Annotated in this window: 12 protein-coding genes; 3 read left to right on the top strand and 9 right to left on the bottom strand. The window is 52.2% G+C overall.

The annotated features are described in order from the left end of the window. Window positions 1-362: 362 nt before the first annotated feature. The 5 genes from ACTS3T_RS13015 to ACTS3T_RS12995 all read right to left on the bottom strand — a co-directional run bounded on the left by ACTS3T_RS13015 (window position 363) and on the right by ACTS3T_RS12995 (window position 7,722). A complete protein-coding gene (locus ACTS3T_RS13015) occupies window positions 363-3,539 on the bottom strand; it encodes an efflux RND transporter permease subunit (protein WP_377963839.1) in 3,177 nt (1,058 codons plus the stop codon). Between the two features lie 274 nt (window positions 3,540-3,813). After that, a complete protein-coding gene (locus ACTS3T_RS13010; RefSeq protein WP_377963841.1) occupies window positions 3,814-5,223 on the bottom strand; it encodes an efflux RND transporter periplasmic adaptor subunit in 1,410 nt (469 codons plus the stop codon). Window positions 5,224-5,437: 214 nt separating this feature from the next. Further along, complete coding sequence (locus tag ACTS3T_RS13005) at window positions 5,438-5,962, bottom strand: MarR family winged helix-turn-helix transcriptional regulator (RefSeq protein ID WP_377963843.1); 525 nt, start codon at window positions 5,960-5,962, stop codon at window positions 5,438-5,440. A gap of 81 nt (window positions 5,963-6,043) precedes the next feature. Further along, window positions 6,044-6,709: a nitroreductase family protein gene (locus ACTS3T_RS13000; protein ID WP_377963845.1), complete on the bottom strand. Its 666-nt coding sequence runs from the start codon at window positions 6,707-6,709 to the stop codon at window positions 6,044-6,046. A gap of 437 nt (window positions 6,710-7,146) precedes the next feature. Then, window positions 7,147-7,722: a hemerythrin HHE cation-binding protein gene (locus tag ACTS3T_RS12995; protein WP_377963847.1), complete on the bottom strand. Its 576-nt coding sequence runs from the start codon at window positions 7,720-7,722 to the stop codon at window positions 7,147-7,149. A gap of 443 nt (window positions 7,723-8,165) precedes the next feature. Here ACTS3T_RS12995 and ACTS3T_RS12990 point away from each other — a divergent pair, with 443 nt between their 5' ends. Continuing rightward, window positions 8,166-8,672 (top strand): hypothetical protein, encoded by a 507-nt coding sequence (locus tag ACTS3T_RS12990; protein WP_377963849.1) that lies wholly within the window; start codon window positions 8,166-8,168, stop codon window positions 8,670-8,672. A gap of 62 nt (window positions 8,673-8,734) precedes the next feature. Here the strand turns inward: ACTS3T_RS12990 and ACTS3T_RS12985 are convergent, their stop codons facing one another. After that, entirely contained in the window at window positions 8,735-9,136 is a 402-nt protein-coding gene (locus ACTS3T_RS12985; protein WP_377963851.1) for a DUF4112 domain-containing protein, read from the bottom strand. Between the two features lie 96 nt (window positions 9,137-9,232). Further along, on the bottom strand, window positions 9,233-9,766 hold the full coding sequence (locus ACTS3T_RS12980; protein WP_377963853.1) for a pentapeptide repeat-containing protein: 534 nt from the start codon (window positions 9,764-9,766) through the stop codon (window positions 9,233-9,235). A gap of 166 nt (window positions 9,767-9,932) precedes the next feature. Between ACTS3T_RS12980 and ACTS3T_RS12975 the strand changes: the two genes are divergently transcribed. Then, window positions 9,933-11,342 (top strand): LuxR C-terminal-related transcriptional regulator, encoded by a 1,410-nt coding sequence (locus ACTS3T_RS12975; protein WP_377963855.1) that lies wholly within the window; start codon window positions 9,933-9,935, stop codon window positions 11,340-11,342. Window positions 11,343-11,474: 132 nt separating this feature from the next. Here the strand turns inward: ACTS3T_RS12975 and ACTS3T_RS12970 are convergent, their stop codons facing one another. Further along, window positions 11,475-12,647 carry a DUF5357 family protein gene (locus tag ACTS3T_RS12970; protein ID WP_377963857.1) on the bottom strand — a complete coding sequence of 391 codons (1,173 nt, stop codon included), beginning with the start codon at window positions 12,645-12,647 and terminating at the stop codon, window positions 11,475-11,477. Window positions 12,648-12,678: 31 nt separating this feature from the next. Next, window positions 12,679-13,227, bottom strand: coding sequence for a filament integrity protein FraC (gene fraC / locus ACTS3T_RS12965; RefSeq protein ID WP_377963859.1), 549 nt, complete (start codon window positions 13,225-13,227; stop codon window positions 12,679-12,681). 110 nt (window positions 13,228-13,337) lie between these two features. On the opposite strand from fraC, the gene ACTS3T_RS12960 reads away from it, so the two are divergent. Then, window positions 13,338-14,471 carry a cob(I)yrinic acid a,c-diamide adenosyltransferase gene (locus ACTS3T_RS12960; RefSeq protein WP_377963861.1) on the top strand — a complete coding sequence of 378 codons (1,134 nt, stop codon included), beginning with the start codon at window positions 13,338-13,340 and terminating at the stop codon, window positions 14,469-14,471. Window positions 14,472-14,497: the final 26 nt, after the last annotated feature.

Genomic DNA, 14,497 nt, shown 5'->3' with positions numbered 1-14,497 from the left:
AGCGCACCATTCACCAGCTCCACCAAGCCCACTACGCCGAAACCTTCCGCTGGACGCACCCGATCGAAATTCCTGAAGGCCGCGTCATCCTCACCCCCAATCCGGGTGAAGTGATGGGGCTACTCGTTAAGCTAGTGCGTTTGGGATAGCGGTTATAGCTAAAGGTAGAAGGCTGAAGGCTGAGGGCAGAAGGAAAGCTTTTCTGCCAGCGGCTTTCAGCAATTGAAGTGTCTTAGCGTCTTAACGCTTTTGGCTACAGCTATATCTTCAGCTTGTGGGTAGGTATCTAAGCCAGTCGCGGTTCTGCCCAATTTATGGCAGAGCCGCAAAGCCGATACTCAGGTTTTCGCTTGGCACAGCCTTTAAGACTGAGATGCTACTGGAAGCCGATCTTCCTCAGAAGCTTCAGAAGCCCCGCCATCGGTATCGTCGTCATCGTTAAACAAATAGCGATCGCTGAGTTGCTTCACCACAATATAGAGAATCGGCACCACAAACAGGCTTAAAAACGTAGCGATAAACATACCGCCAAAAACCGCATTCCCCAGCGATCGCCGACTAGCAGCCCCCGCCCCAGAAGCGATCGCCAGCGGAAAAATACTGCTCAGCGTAGAAATTGCCGTCATCAAAATTGGACGCATCCGCTGCTTAGAAGCCTCAAAAGCCGCCTTGACAATCGGAAACCCCTGATCGCGCAGTTGGTTAGCAAACTCCACAATCAAAATTGAGTTTTTGCTGGCCAGTCCAATCAGCATCACCAACCCAATCTGGCAGTACACATCATTGGGATAACCCCGCAACCATTGAGCCGTCAAAGCCCCCAGCACCGCCAGCGGCACCGCAAATAGAATAATCACCGGGTCAATATAGCTTTCATACTGAGCCGCCAGTACCAAAAAGACAAACACCAGCCCCAAGCCAAAAATAATCGGTGCCTGGTTGCCAGACTGAATTTCTTCGAGCGAAATACCCGACCACTCATAGCCCGCACTCGGCGGCAACGCTTGGGCAGCAGCCCGCTCCATCGCCTGAATCGCCGCCCCGGAACTTTCACCAGGTGCCGGGTTGCCATTAATGGCGATCGCTCGGTAAAGATTATAGTGATTAATCGTCTGTGCCCCTGTGGTTTCTGTCAGCGTCACCAAGTTGCCCATCGGAATCATTTCATCCGTCTGCGATCGCACATAGAGCTGAGAAATATCCTCTGGATTAGAGCGAAACTGCTGAGCCGCCTGCACATAGACCCGATACGTCCGCTGCCCCTGAACAAAGTCATTGACATACTGCGACCCTAAATAGGTTTGCAGCGTCGCAAAAATATCGTCAATATTCACCTGCAACGACTTCGCCCGGTTGCGATCCACCTCAATCAAAATCTGCGGCGTACTAGCAGCGTAGGTACTAAAAGCCTGCTGAATTTCGGGCTGTTGGTTAGCCGTCCCCAAAAGCTGCCCCATCGCCTGCACCAACTGCGAAATGCTCAAATTCCCCAGGCGATCTTGTAGCTGAAACTCAAAGCCACCAAAGTTGCCCAACCCTTGAATCGGCGGCGGATTTACTGGAAAAACTCGCGCCTCGGTAATGCCCCCAAACCTCCCCTGAAGCTGACCAATCAAATCCTGCACCCGTACATCCCGCTCCTGCCAGGGATTCAGCGTCGTAAAGATAACGCCATTGTTAGCCGTATTACCGCTAAAGCTAAAGCCCCCTACCGCAAAAGTAGCCCGCACCCCATCTTGCGCCAGCAGCGTCTCTTCAACCTGGCGCATAACATCGCTGGTGTAATTAAGCGAAACGCCTTCTGGCCCTTGAATCAGCGTAATAAAGTAACCCTGATCTTCTTCCGGCAAAAACGCAGAAGGCACAGTGCGGTAAAGCCAACCCGTCATCACCAGCAAAAAAACAAAAGCCGCTAACACCAAAGGCTTAACGTTATTCAGCAGATCTAGAGAAGACCGATAGCGATCGCGCAGCCAGTCTAACCAGTTATTAAACTTACGAAACAGATAGCCTAACCACCCCGTTGGCTCAGGACGCGATCGCAGCAGCAAACCCGCCAGCGTCGGCGTTAGCGTTAGCGCATTAAAGGTTGAAAGCACAATCGCAAAAGCGATCGTCAACGCAAATTGGCGGTAAAGCGCCCCCGTCGTCCCCGGAAAAAACGCCACTGGCACAAACACCGCCATCAGCACCAGCGAAGTCGCAATCACCGCCCCCGATAGCTCTTGCATCGCCACAATAGCGGCTCGCGTCGGCTTCATGCCATCTTCTTGAATTTTGCGGGCAATATCTTCTACCACCACAATGGCATCATCAACCACCATCCCGGTTGCCAGCGTTAGGCCAAACAGCGTCAGGCTATTAATCGAAAAGCCAAAAATTTTGATGATGGCAAACGTCCCCACCAGAGACACCGGAATCGTCACTGCCGGAATGACTGTAGTACGCCAATCTTGCAAAAAGATGTAAATTACCAGCACAACCAGCGCCACCGCCTGCACCAGCGTCCAGATCACGCTAGAAAGAGACTGCTCAACAAATTCCGTCGTGTCAAAGCCAATCCCGTACTCCATACCTGGAGGAAACACCTCAGCCAGACTAGCCATCTCAGCTTTGACCCCTCTGGCCACATCCAGGGCATTACTCCCCGGCAACTGAAAAATACCTAAACCAACCGCTTCTCTACCCCGAAACCGCAAAAATGAACTGTAGTTCTCAGCCCCTAACTCGGCATATCCCACATCTTTGAGTTTGGTTAAGCTGCCATTTTCATTCGTTTGAATCACCAGTTCTTCAAACTCAGTCACATCGGCCAAGCGGCTAACGGCTCTCAAGTCAATTTGAAACTGCTGGTCGTCTGGGATCGGCGGCTGCCCAATTTGTCCGGCTCCCACCTGAATGTTTTGCTCCCGCAGCGCATTCACCACATCTTGCGCCACCAGATTACGACTTGCTAGCTTTTGCGGATCTAGCCACAACCGCATAGCGTAGGTACGCTCACCGAAAATAACCACATTGCCTACCCCCTCTACTCGCCGCAGCGCATCCACAATGTAGAGATCAGCGTAGTTACTCAGAAAAATGTTGTCGTATTCGTCGTTTTCGGTAAAAAGACTCATAGCCAGCAAAATGTTGCTGGTTTCTTTGGTGACAGAAACCCCGGTTTGGCGCACTGGCTCTGGCAGTTGTGGTTCAGCCAGCGAAACCCGGTTTTGCACATCAACCGCTGCAATGTCTTTATTGCGGGACGAATCAAAAGTAATGGTAATGGTGCTAATGCCGTTGTTGCTGCTAGAAGACGACATGTAGCGCATGCCCTCTACGCCGTTAATCTCTCGCTCTAGCAGCGTTGTTACCCCCCGCTCTACGGTGACGGCATCTGCACCAATATAGTTGGCCTGAACGCTAATCTGGGTTGGGCTAATGTCGGGATACTGGGCGATGGGCAAAGTTGGAATACTGATGGCCCCCACCAGCAGCAAAATCAAAGCACAGACCGTAGCAAAGACAGGACGCTTGATAAAAAATTCGACAAACATAGTCGTTGCAGGTGAAGACTACAGAAACCGAGACGCAAGGCCGTCAGCACTCCCCGAAAAAATGGCTCTATTATTCAGGCGGGTGGAGTGAGACACTGTGTATTCAAATCGCGTGTTTAAATCGCATTGTCGTTAGCAAGCCCTATTTTGACCATTAGCGGTTGCTTCTAGAATGACTGGCTTCATCGTTCGAACAGGTTGGGGCAAATGCTAACGGGTCAAACTCAAACGGTGGCTGGCAACCCCGGCCACAGCCGTTTGTTGGCAGCTACCTTTAGGGTGCTTGCGGGGCTGACTGATCAGCCGTTGCCTCGGACTGGGGCATAATCGGCACCCCATCTTGCAGATTAATCACCCCCGAAACCACGATGATATCGCCTGGGCTTAAGCCTTCTAGCACCTGGTAGCTGTTGCCTTGAATGCTGCCCAGCGTTACCGGACGCAGACGGGCAATTTGCTGTGGCTCAGAGGGGGCGTTAGGGGATTGGGGCGATCGCGTTCCTGCTGGTGCCTCACCTTGCTCAGTTGCCTCTGCCTCTACCGCCGTATAGACAAAGCTTTGTCCGCCCAGGCGAGAAATGGCGCTGGTCGGTACCAGGACGCCTGGTCGTTGATTCCAGATGATGCGGGCATTCACCCGCTGATCGTTTTGTAAGCGGCCAGCGGTATTTTGAAAACGGGCTTTAGCCAGAATGGTTTGCGAGTCGGAGTCAGCCTGCGGCGAAATAAAGGTAATGCTGCCAGTGGATAAAGGGGGTTGGCTGTCTGCGCCTAGCAGTTCAACGGGTAAGCCCAGTTCGAGTTGCTCAGCTTGATCAATCGGTACCGATAATTCAAGTTCGAGCGTGTCGTTTTGCACCACCGTGGTTAATACCGTACCAGGGCTAACGTACTCGCCTAGCTCCACCGGAATGTCCGCCACAATTCCAGCAATGGGGGCGCTGACGGTTCGATCTTGCAAATCTTCGCGGACGGCGGCGGCGTTGGCTTGCGCTTGCTCATAAGCCGCATTTGCCTGCTCAATGCTAGAGCGGGCAGCGGCAATTTCTTGCTCAGCCGATCGCAAACTGGCGCGGGCAGCTTCGCGATCGCGACTGGCAATATCTAGTGCTTGCTCAGACTGCGCCCCTTGCTCTACCAAATAAGCCGTTCGGCGATATTCTTCTTCTTGCAGATTGACTTCGGCTTCGACTTCGGCGCGGCGAGCCAACAGCGAGTTGAGCTGAGAGCGGCTGCTATCGCGGGCGGCGCGGGCAGCAGTGGCGTTGGCAAGGGCGGCGCTGAGTTCGGCCTGGGTGCGATCGGGGCTAAGCTGCAAAATGGGGGTACCTGCGGCCACGCGATCGCCCGAAGATACATAAATTTGAGTGATGCGGCCTGCCACTTCTGGCTGTAAAGCTACCCCGGCTTGAGCATCGAGGGTGCCAATAAACTCTGAGCTATTGCGCAAAGTGCCTTGCTGAACAGTGGCTAGCTTCACCGGAACCGCCTGCGACATCTGCCCCGCTGGCGGAGCACCTGAAGGGGCAAAGGCTCGCCATAGCAAAAAGCCACCGCCTAAAATGACCAGCGCTCCAGCTAACCCCCACAAGAGTCTTTTTTGCCAGCGAGAAGTGTCAACTGCCGGGGAAGGGCGAGCGTCAGAAGTCTCTACAGATGAGGACTGGAGATTGGAAGATGCCATAAGAGCCTAAGGTGTGAAGGAATGCCTGAAACGCTACCACCGAAAAGAATCAACCCAGAATGATCAAAATCAATTAATAGCCATATAGTATGGCACCTTATTAAATCTTGTAAAACAGGGTAGCAAGAATTTGGGTCTACCGGGGCACTTGAGCTACCTTAGCGAGCGATTGGGCAAAAGTGGGGAGGGCAAGTTCCCCCTACTGACCGCAGCCTCAAGTCTCTAACTCGGCTGCCTGGGGTAAGGCAAGCGCCCCGCGTCGTAGTTTTTGCAACAGCGATTGCAGCAACTTTTTTTCAGCAGGGGTTAGCTCTGCAAGCAGTTGAGCAATTAGCTCAAAATGCCTGGGCAAGATTTTATCTAACCGCTGACACGCTTCCGCCGTTAACGACACATACAGCCGCCGTCGATCTTCAGGACACGGATAGCGGCGAATCCAGCCTTCGCGTTCTAAGCCATCGAGCAAGCCAGTGACGGTTCCCCGCGTTACCCCCGCTCGTTCAGCACATTCAGAGGGGGTCAGCCATTCTTTTTCGGCATGAACCAGTAACATCAAGAGCGTGAACTTCCCCATCGAAAGTCCATATTGGTCGAAATGCACATCTAAAATACCGTAAACATCTGTCGCTGTTCGCAAAAACGTTAAACAGGTTTCCACGGAGGTGATGTCTAGTTCGGGGTATCGCTGGGCTAAGCTCAGCAGAGCTTCGTACTTAGGGAGATCTTTAATGGTTAACAAGGTTTGCCGCAGTCAATGCAATTTGGAACACATTCATAAGTCGTCTAAATTATAGAGCGGCAAACCTCGCCGACTCATCCACTATCCCGAATAAGCATTGCCGATTTGATCGACAAAAACGTTGTGCGACAAAGGCAAGCGACCCGGATTTTTGCGGGGTTCAGCTTTGTAGCCAATTGGTAACAAAACGGCGATCGCTAGTTCGTCTCCCGCCCCAATAACTTCTTTAACCTGTGCTTCTGCCCAGCCGTTTAGAAAGCAGCTAGACAACCCCATCGCTTCTGCCGCTAGCGCCATGTGAGTAGCCGCAATCATGGCGTCTTTGATGGCGTACTCGCGGTTGCGATCGCCCAATTTTTCTTGAAATTCAGGGATAACCGTTTTAAAGCGATCGATAGTCTGCTGTGGCCAAGCGCCTCGGTTTAAGGCTTCTTGGTAAATTTGCTGCATGTGGGTGTCGTCTTTCCAGGCGTAAGGAGCTGCGGCAAACACAAACGTTACGGGCGCTTGCACAATCTGCTGCTGGTTCCAAGCCGCTGCCGAAAGGGCTGCTTTTTGAGCCTCATCTTGCACCATCACAATTTGCCAGTCTTGCAAGTTCCAACTGCTAGGAGCTGCCACCGTCAGATCTAGCAATTGTCGCAGCATGTCTGGGGCAATGGGGTCAGATTTGAAGCTTTTAATCGCTCGTCGCTGCAGGATAGCCTGAGCCGTGTCTAACATAGGCATCGCGGGCGCAGATGTCATAAGTTGAATCCTCTAGTGGGCTTGTCAAAGGCAGCGTCATCAAAGGGGTTGACCGAGAGTCACACTTAAAAACGCCCCCACAGTCAAACACCTTAGAGGATAAAAAGCTTTTAGCGCCGTATCATCCCTCTCAAGTCCGAGTTTGGTAAACAGCTAGCTCAACCCATATGGCTGTAGCCACTAGCGCTGAGGCACTGCAACGGCGACAAGCCCACTGAGAGATTCTGCCCTTTGCCCTTGTTGATAAAGCAAAGGGGCAGGCTGCTGCCTACCCCTAGCCAAGTGAATTCAAACTGTAGCCGTAGCCAGCAGCGTTAAGACTTTGCCATCACTGCAAGCTGCTGAGAGAAAAGCTTTCCTTTTGCCCTCTGCCTGCTGACGTTAGCTATAGCTGCTGCCGTCACCCTTCGACGACGTTACAGCCAAGAACGGCAAGCCTATTCAGCGATGCCGCCAAAAGCTCCTTTAAGAGCCGCGATCGCATCTTCAGCCTGTGCCCAAATGCCGCTTTCAGGTTCTTTGCCAACTAGCTCACGGGTTCCGAGGGTGAGGATAATGCCTTTGAGCTGCTCTTGGTGAGCGCGGTTTCTGAAGTTGTTTTTGTTGATCGGGTCAATCGTTTCTTCTAGGTTGCCCCCGGTGGTTTGAGCCGCTTTGTGAACGGTAAGACCCGTCATAACCAACTGATGCTTTAAGGCTTCGTGCTGCATGGCTTTTTCATACAGCGTTAGATCATCTGAACCCATCATCTGCCGCAGTTTTTGCACCATTTCTGTGGTTTTGCCGCTGGCTTCAGCTTGCACGCCGAGCTTAGACTGGGCTTCCGCGATCGCAGTCACGTTCTTTTTGTCGTCTTCGATCATGTCTTCTAGCCGCTCGACGATCTTTTTGTCGCCGCTGCAAGCACTGGTGAGCAGCCGCTCATTTTCCAGCATTAGATCTTGCAGCATTCGCATATCGGCAAGTTTTGTAGCGATCGCCGCAAATTGGGCTTGGTGAGTTGTCGCAACCATAAAAAATTCCTAAAAAGTAGATTCTATTTCTATGTTCCAAGCCAGCTCAGCTAGTCGTGTCATCCTCAAGGGAGAACTGCGCCTTATCGAAAGAGCGACCTTGGAGCAAAGCCGTTCTTTCCTAGGGGCGAAGTCAGTTCCCCAGCCGTGAGCCAGCCTGCTTTGGAGCCGCGTTTGTGATTAAAGCTAGAAGGCGATCGGCAAAGGAAAAGGGCTTTTAGAAAAGGCTTGTCCCCTTTCAGTGGCTTATAGCAATTCTTCCAAAGAAAGGTACACATGAGACAGACGAAACCTCTGCAGAGCCAAGACTGTTCCATTCAAAATCGAAAATCCAAAATCGAGAATTGATATTAAGACTCAGGGCTACACCAGGACTAGGGCGATAACAAGAGCAACGGCTCCGTAATAATGAGAGAAAACACAAGTTAAGCAACCTAAAAGCGATGAACTATTTAGTGGCTGTTTTGCCCGATCGCCTGCAAGCTGAAGAAGCCTACTCAGCCTTAGAAAAAACCGACTTCCCTATGGAAACGGTTGATATTTTGGGCAGGGGTTACAAAAGTGCTGATGAATACGGCCTGATTGACCCTCAGCAAAAGGCTTGGCAACAGATACGGATAATGGCCTTTTGGCTAGTGCCTTTTGGCTTTATTGCCGGATTTTCGTTTAACGCTATTACTGGACTCGATACTTTTAGCGGCATTGGCCGCTTGGGCAACCAGATTCTTGGCGGGTTGCTCGGCGCAGGCGCAGGCGCACTCGGTAGCTTTATGGTGGGGGGTGGCGCTGGAGTGGCTTTTGGCAGCGGTGATGCTTTGTCTTATCGCAACCGTTTAGAGGCCGGAAAGTATTTAATTGCCGTCAAAGGTACAGAAGCGCAAGTTAACCGAGCAACGCGAGTGTTGCGTCAGTTTGAGCCAGAAAATATTCAGGGCTACCAGGGCGAGTAGGGCAGCGATCGCCCTGGCTAACCCGATCTACTTGCCGCCCCTTAAGCGGGCTGTGGCTGAAATTACTCCGTCGGCACACTGGCTAGGTTGAGCGGATCTATCGCTTCAAGCTGAGGTTCTTCAACTTGCAGGTGCTTTTCTAGCAGCGCCAGGTTGCGGATATTGGATTTGTAGTAAGCGTCAAACAAGTCGCCCACCAGCGGTACGGCTCCTACGACCGCTTCCAAGGCAATGTTGAAAACCATCCAGCCCAAAACCCCGGCTGGCAAGCGAAAGCGGGCAGCTAAAAACAAAATGTAGGCAGACACAACCGTCGCGATCGCATCGCCAACCCCTGGCACCAGGCCAATAATCGGGTCTAGACCAATGCGAAAGCCAATGCCGGGAATGCGAATGGCGCTATCCATCAGACGGCTGATCCGACGGATGCGGTTAAGGTTTCTCAAACGAGCGGCGGTATTCATGCCCTTATCTTCTCAAAAAGCGCCTAGTTCGGCTTATATCGTGGGAAAGAACCTGCTACGTACCCGCGTGTCTATCTAACGGTGGAATAGCGACGCTTACGGTTCTAAGCCAGTGGCGGCTTCCGTCTGCGCTTCTGTTAGGTCAGCCCCGGTCAAATCAGCCCCTTCCAAGTTGGCATTGCGCAGATCTGCCTGGAAGAGATTGGCATTTTGCAAATTAGCGTCTCGCAGATTGGCATTTTGCAGGTTCGCCTGACGCAAATCAGCCTCCCCTAGCTGCGCCTCGCTCAGGTTAGCTCCCGATAAGTTAGCCGCCTGTAGGTTGGTTTCAGTCAGCACCACCTGATACAAGTCGGCGTTGCTGAGGTTTGCCTGTCGCAAATCAGAGCCAGTGAGATCGACAGCCGTTGCATAGTTTAATCCTTCCGGCCCGGTAGAAAGGGGGGCATTTCTCAGTGGTACGCGATATTTGGCGCTGAGCTTTTGCCCCGCTAGGTTAACGCCGCGCAAGTCGCAGTTTTGGCAAGCCCGCTCAATTTCAACCTTGTAAAGATCTTGAGTTTGTTGGGAACAGCCGCCGATCGCTACCCAGATAACAGCGATCGCCCAAAATTGATTTCTTCTACGCATAACAGAGTTGTACTTGTCGATACAAAGCCAGTTGCTTATTTGTATTCAACTTAAGATCAAGGCTGAAATCGACTATCGCTGAGTAGAGAAACCCCAAATGGGCGGTAAATTTTTACTTCGGCGCTGGTTAGAGGCTAACGTCAATGCTGACAACCGCAGGCGATGAGTGGCTAACTCTATCCCCACACTGCTAGATTCCACTCGGCTTTTGTTTGATCTGCAACGGGTCAACCACATCGTGCAGAAGATTTCAGGCTGCTTGTCTCCTGAGCTAATTGCCCGTCAGATTACAGAGGCGTTAGTCGATCACTTCGGCTGTGCCTTTGCCCGCATCTGGCTCACCGAACCCGATCAAAGCAGTCTGCGGCTAGTCGCTTCGGCTGGACTGTATACCCATTTAGACGGCTCATTTGCGCGAGTGCCAATGGGAGCGTACAAAGTTGGCAAAATTGCTCAAAACCGGGTGCCTTTTCTCAGCAATCAGCTAGCCGACGAGCCGTGGGTAAAAGATCGCAACTGGGCGATCGCCAACAGCATTAAGGGCTTTGCGGGGTATCCGCTCGCTGCAGGCGATCGCGTTATTGGCGTATTGGCCACGTTTAGCCGTGAGCGCATGGCCGCAGAATTTTTAGAAGTGCTGCAGGTTTTGTGCATGACCGCCACCGTCAGCTTAGACGCTGCTTTGCAAACGCAGCGATCGCCTGCTCAAACGACCAGCACAGCCTCATCTATGGCTCTATCCGACCAGCTAGCGCATACGCTCAGCGCCGCCCGTTTTACCCTCGTCGGCACCGAACAACCCCTCAACACCGACTCAACCCACTTGTTTTTGCAAGCGGCTGAAAGCCTCAGCCAGCTAAGCTGTCATTACTGTCGCCTTACCTACGCAGCAGAAACAGTGGTGCTAGAGGCGATCGCAAAAATGCCTGAAGCGTCGGCAACAACCGTAGAAGCTTGGCTGCGATCGCATTTTGGCAAATTGCGCTTTGAAGCCACCCATCTAGGCGGCACTTTACAAACCCAGCCCCGCCTAGAGCAAAATATTCTCTCTTTTTTACTGACGCTGCCTTATCCTAACTGTCGTATTGGGCCACCTGTACGGATTGACTGCCAGCCGCTGCTGTTGCACACCGCGATCACCCATCTGGCTCACCTGGCCGGACTTAGCGTTTGTGACCCGACCCATCCCGCCCCTCTCCTGATCACCAACAAAAGCGAATATTTGCTAACAACCGCCCAGATCATTTGGATTCGCCCCAGCCCTACCCCTGTCCCCAGCACCGTTAGCGCCACGATTGACTGGTCGATCGAGCCAGCCGCCCTGCACACGCTGGTTCACCAAATCAGTCAGGGTGCATCGGTCGCCGTACCCGCCCGCCAACCGCCGCCCCTTTCCAGCCGCGAACAAGAAATTATGGCGCTGTTGGCTCAGGGTTTACGCGATCGCAGTATTGCCCAGCAACTCTTTATCAGCGAAAGCACCGTCAAATTTCACATCAATAACAGCCTCAGCAAACTCAACGCCAAAAACCGCTATCAGGCGGTTTACCAAGCCGCCATAAACGGTTGGATTTAGCAATTAAAGCAGCGACGATGGCTAAAGGCAGCTAAAGGCAGAAGGGTGAGGGCAGCGGGCAGAAGGAAAGATTTTCTGTCAACGGCTTTTGGCCATTGCAGGGGTGGAATCGGGGTGGCAACCGCGATCGCCTTACTGTGTAGGGTAGCCTTCAACAAAATCAGTAGCCAGTTCACAGTCTACGGTTCCTAAAGGCGTTGGTGGTTGCTCGGCTTCGGCTTCAGCTTCGGCGGCTTCGGCTTCGGCAATTGGGGTTGCTGCGGGGAGTTGGCGGTTAATTAGGCAGGTTTTTTCTAAGTAAAAGCCCTCTGCCGTTGAAGTTGGCCCTAACCAAATAGATTGCAGCCGCAGGTCGTAGCCTACTGGGGTTTCAAAGGTACGCGCTCTGAGCGTCCACAAGTCTCTTTCTTTTTGGGCGTCTAGCCGATTTTTAGCGGCTCGCTCAATGGGAATTAGTTGTTCTTCTACGTTTAATAACCAGCGCTCCACTCGCGGCCAGGGCATACCGTTGAGCTGTTGCTCTACCTCTGTTTCAGCCGCTACTAAAAGCGGGATTCCCTGCGGCAAGCGCTCTCTTTCAGACGGAACTTGATAGACAAAACTGCTGTTACGAAAGTTGCTAACCAGAAGCGTTGGATAATCTTCTAGCCAGCGCTGAAGGCGAAAGTAAAACTGTAGCCAGCCGCTCAACAGCAAGCTAAAGACAAAGAGCAGGGCTAATTGCTGCCGGGTAGGAACATCAGGCTTTTTGAAGGTGAAATTCCAGCGCAAAACATTTGGAACAATGGCGATCGCGGCTGAAACAATCGGCCAACTGACCAGCGCAGGTGCCACGTTGCCTTCATTAGCCCACGGGCTGAAAATAAAAGCGCACAGCAAAGCGCCACTCACCCAGGGGCTAAGCGGTATGCCAAAAATCTGCACATTATTAACAGAAAGCCCCCAACCCGTACCAATAATCAAAAAAATCCAGCCAAAAGAACTGAGAACGTTGACGGTGAAATCAGTGGCGCTCACCAGTTCAGCCAGTAAAGAGGTAAGCCAGGAAAACAGGCTCAGCATGAGAACGGTTTGCCAAGAGTTGTATTCCGTTGGCGACAACACCGCCAACAGCCCCCACCCGCCGCCGATGGTGGTAAGCAACCAGCCAACCGTCACCACTAAGTTGGCGGTAGACTCATTTAGCCCTAACTGAATAAGGGCGATCGCCAGCAGTAATCCCGTCAGCCCTATTAAAAAAATCGTTTGCCAAGAAATTAACTTGGGTGGCTTAAAAAGCTTGGTAATCTGGTCAAACGACTGCATAGGGGTGTCCACAAAGCCGATGATGGCGAATTTAGTCGATTTTAATCAGCGCTTGCAGCAGCAGCAAGAAAAAGATGACGGTGAAACTCAAGGCGTTGGCTTGTAAAACCGCGATCGCTTGCTGTGAGGGTTCTTCAAAGCCTAAGCCACCCCGACGGGCTCGCTGATAGCGCTCTTGCCGAGTCGGCGCTTGCTTTTCAACTGGGGCTGCCTTGACCTCTAAAATCCGCTGTAGCCAATCTAGCCCTTGCAGCTTAACCCAAAAGGTCAAGAAAAAAGTCAAAAACCCAGCGGCAATGAACAACAGCCCAATATTTTGTTCGGGGCTACTAAAAAACTGACCAAATAAAACAAAACTCAAAATCTGCGCCCGTACCGCAGGGGCTAACAACGGCTCTAGCGCCAAGAAAGCAAACCACCCCAAACTGGCCGATAGCAGGTTAATCGTAGTGGCATATTCAATGCTAGGGCGGTAGGCGAGCCTAAGCCTTTGGCGCAAAATGCTGGCTTCAAGGGCGATCGCCACCAGCAAAAAAAGCGACTGGAAGATAATAGCCCTGAGGGGAAAAACCGGCTCCATAGGTTTTGAGCGCTTTCGCAGAGATCTGGCTACAAGGGTATACCGTTTTGTCCATGATTGGCCTCTGGTTTCGCTAAAATGCTCATCTGGGCAGTAAATGAGAACAGCAAATGACACGGGCTGGCATTGGCATTCGGACAGCTCAGCGCCACAACGAGCGCCTGGTAGGGCAAATCCATGTCTACGACGGTGAAGGCAAGGGTAAATCTCAGGTGGCGCTGGGGGTGGTTTTGCGCTCTATTGGGCTGGGCATTCAAACCTTTATGGAAAGCCGAGTGTTACTGCTGCGGTTTCTCAAGGGCCCAGGACGTACCTATGACGAAGATGCTGCCATTGAGGCGCTACAGCGAGGCTTTCCGCATTTAATTGACCAGGTTCGCACCGGGCGGGCAGAGTTTTTTGGCCCGGAAGAGATTACTCGCTTTGATAAGCAAGAGGCTCAGCGCGGGTGGGATGTGGCTAAAGGGGCGATCGCTTCTGGCCTTTATTCGGTGGTGGTGTTAGATGAGCTAAATCCGGTTTTAGATTTGGGTTTGCTGCCCATTACTGAGGTGGTCAAAACCCTTAAAAACAAGCCTCAGCATCTAGAAATTATTGCAACCGGACGCGGTGCCCCTCAACCGTTGCTAGAAATTGCCAACTTGCATTCAGAAATGCGGCCACGGGCACATCCAGAGGCTCACTTTCAAGGCATCGAAGGGATTGAAATCTACACCGGAAACGGCAAAGGCAAGTCTACCAGTGCTTTGGGCAAAGCGCTACAGGCGCTAGGACGCGGCATTAGCCAAGACAAGTCTCATCGGGTGCTGATTATTCAGTGGCTGAAAGGCGGTCAGGGCTATACCGAAGATGCGGCGATCGCTGCTTTACGCCAAAGCTATCCCGACTTAGTCGATCATCAGCGTTGTGGCCGAGATGCGATTGTCTGGCGCGGCCAACAGCAGGAAATTGATTATGTCGAGGCTGAACGAGGCTGGGAAATTGCCCACACCGCGATCGCCTCCGGTATGTACAAAACAATTATTTTAGACGAGCTAAATCCGACGGTTGACTTAGAACTGTTGCCAGAAGAACCGATCGTGCAAGCGCTGCTGCGCAAACCCAAAGATACAGAAGTCATTATCACCGGGCGTTGCAAAAACCCACCCGCCTATTTCGAGCTAGCCAGCGTTCACTCTGAGGTGTTTAACCACAAGCACTATGCTGAAAGCGGTGTCGATCTTAAGCGAGGAGTTGATTTTTAGGCGATCGCCTCCAGTTTGACCGCAGC

Source organism: Almyronema sp., assembly GCF_052168255.1.
Taxonomy (GTDB): Bacteria; Cyanobacteriota; Cyanobacteriia; order Phormidesmidales; family Phormidesmidaceae; genus Sphaerothrix; species Sphaerothrix epifaneia.
Note: the sequence above shows the minus strand (reverse complement) of the source record. Positions and strands in the feature narration are given on the sequence as shown.

Excerpts from the sequence above, each read along its gene's own strand:
- ACTS3T_RS13015 (WP_377963839.1), bottom strand. The coding sequence starts at position 3,539 with ATGTTTGTCGAATTTTTTATCAAGCGTCCTGTCTTTGCTACGGTCTGT.
- ACTS3T_RS13010 (WP_377963841.1), bottom strand. The coding sequence starts at position 5,223 with ATGGCATCTTCCAATCTCCAGTCCTCATCTGTAGAGACTTCTGACGCT.
- ACTS3T_RS13000 (WP_377963845.1), bottom strand. The coding sequence starts at position 6,709 with ATGACATCTGCGCCCGCGATGCCTATGTTAGACACGGCTCAGGCTATC.
- ACTS3T_RS12995 (WP_377963847.1), bottom strand. The coding sequence starts at position 7,722 with ATGGTTGCGACAACTCACCAAGCCCAATTTGCGGCGATCGCTACAAAA.
- ACTS3T_RS12990 (WP_377963849.1), top strand. The coding sequence starts at position 8,166 with ATGAACTATTTAGTGGCTGTTTTGCCCGATCGCCTGCAAGCTGAAGAA.
- ACTS3T_RS12985 (WP_377963851.1), bottom strand. The coding sequence starts at position 9,136 with ATGAATACCGCCGCTCGTTTGAGAAACCTTAACCGCATCCGTCGGATC.
- ACTS3T_RS12980 (WP_377963853.1), bottom strand. The coding sequence starts at position 9,766 with ATGCGTAGAAGAAATCAATTTTGGGCGATCGCTGTTATCTGGGTAGCG.
- ACTS3T_RS12970 (WP_377963857.1), bottom strand. The coding sequence starts at position 12,647 with ATGCAGTCGTTTGACCAGATTACCAAGCTTTTTAAGCCACCCAAGTTA.
- fraC (WP_377963859.1), bottom strand. The coding sequence starts at position 13,227 with ATGGAGCCGGTTTTTCCCCTCAGGGCTATTATCTTCCAGTCGCTTTTT.
- ACTS3T_RS12960 (WP_377963861.1), top strand. The coding sequence starts at position 13,338 with ATGACACGGGCTGGCATTGGCATTCGGACAGCTCAGCGCCACAACGAG.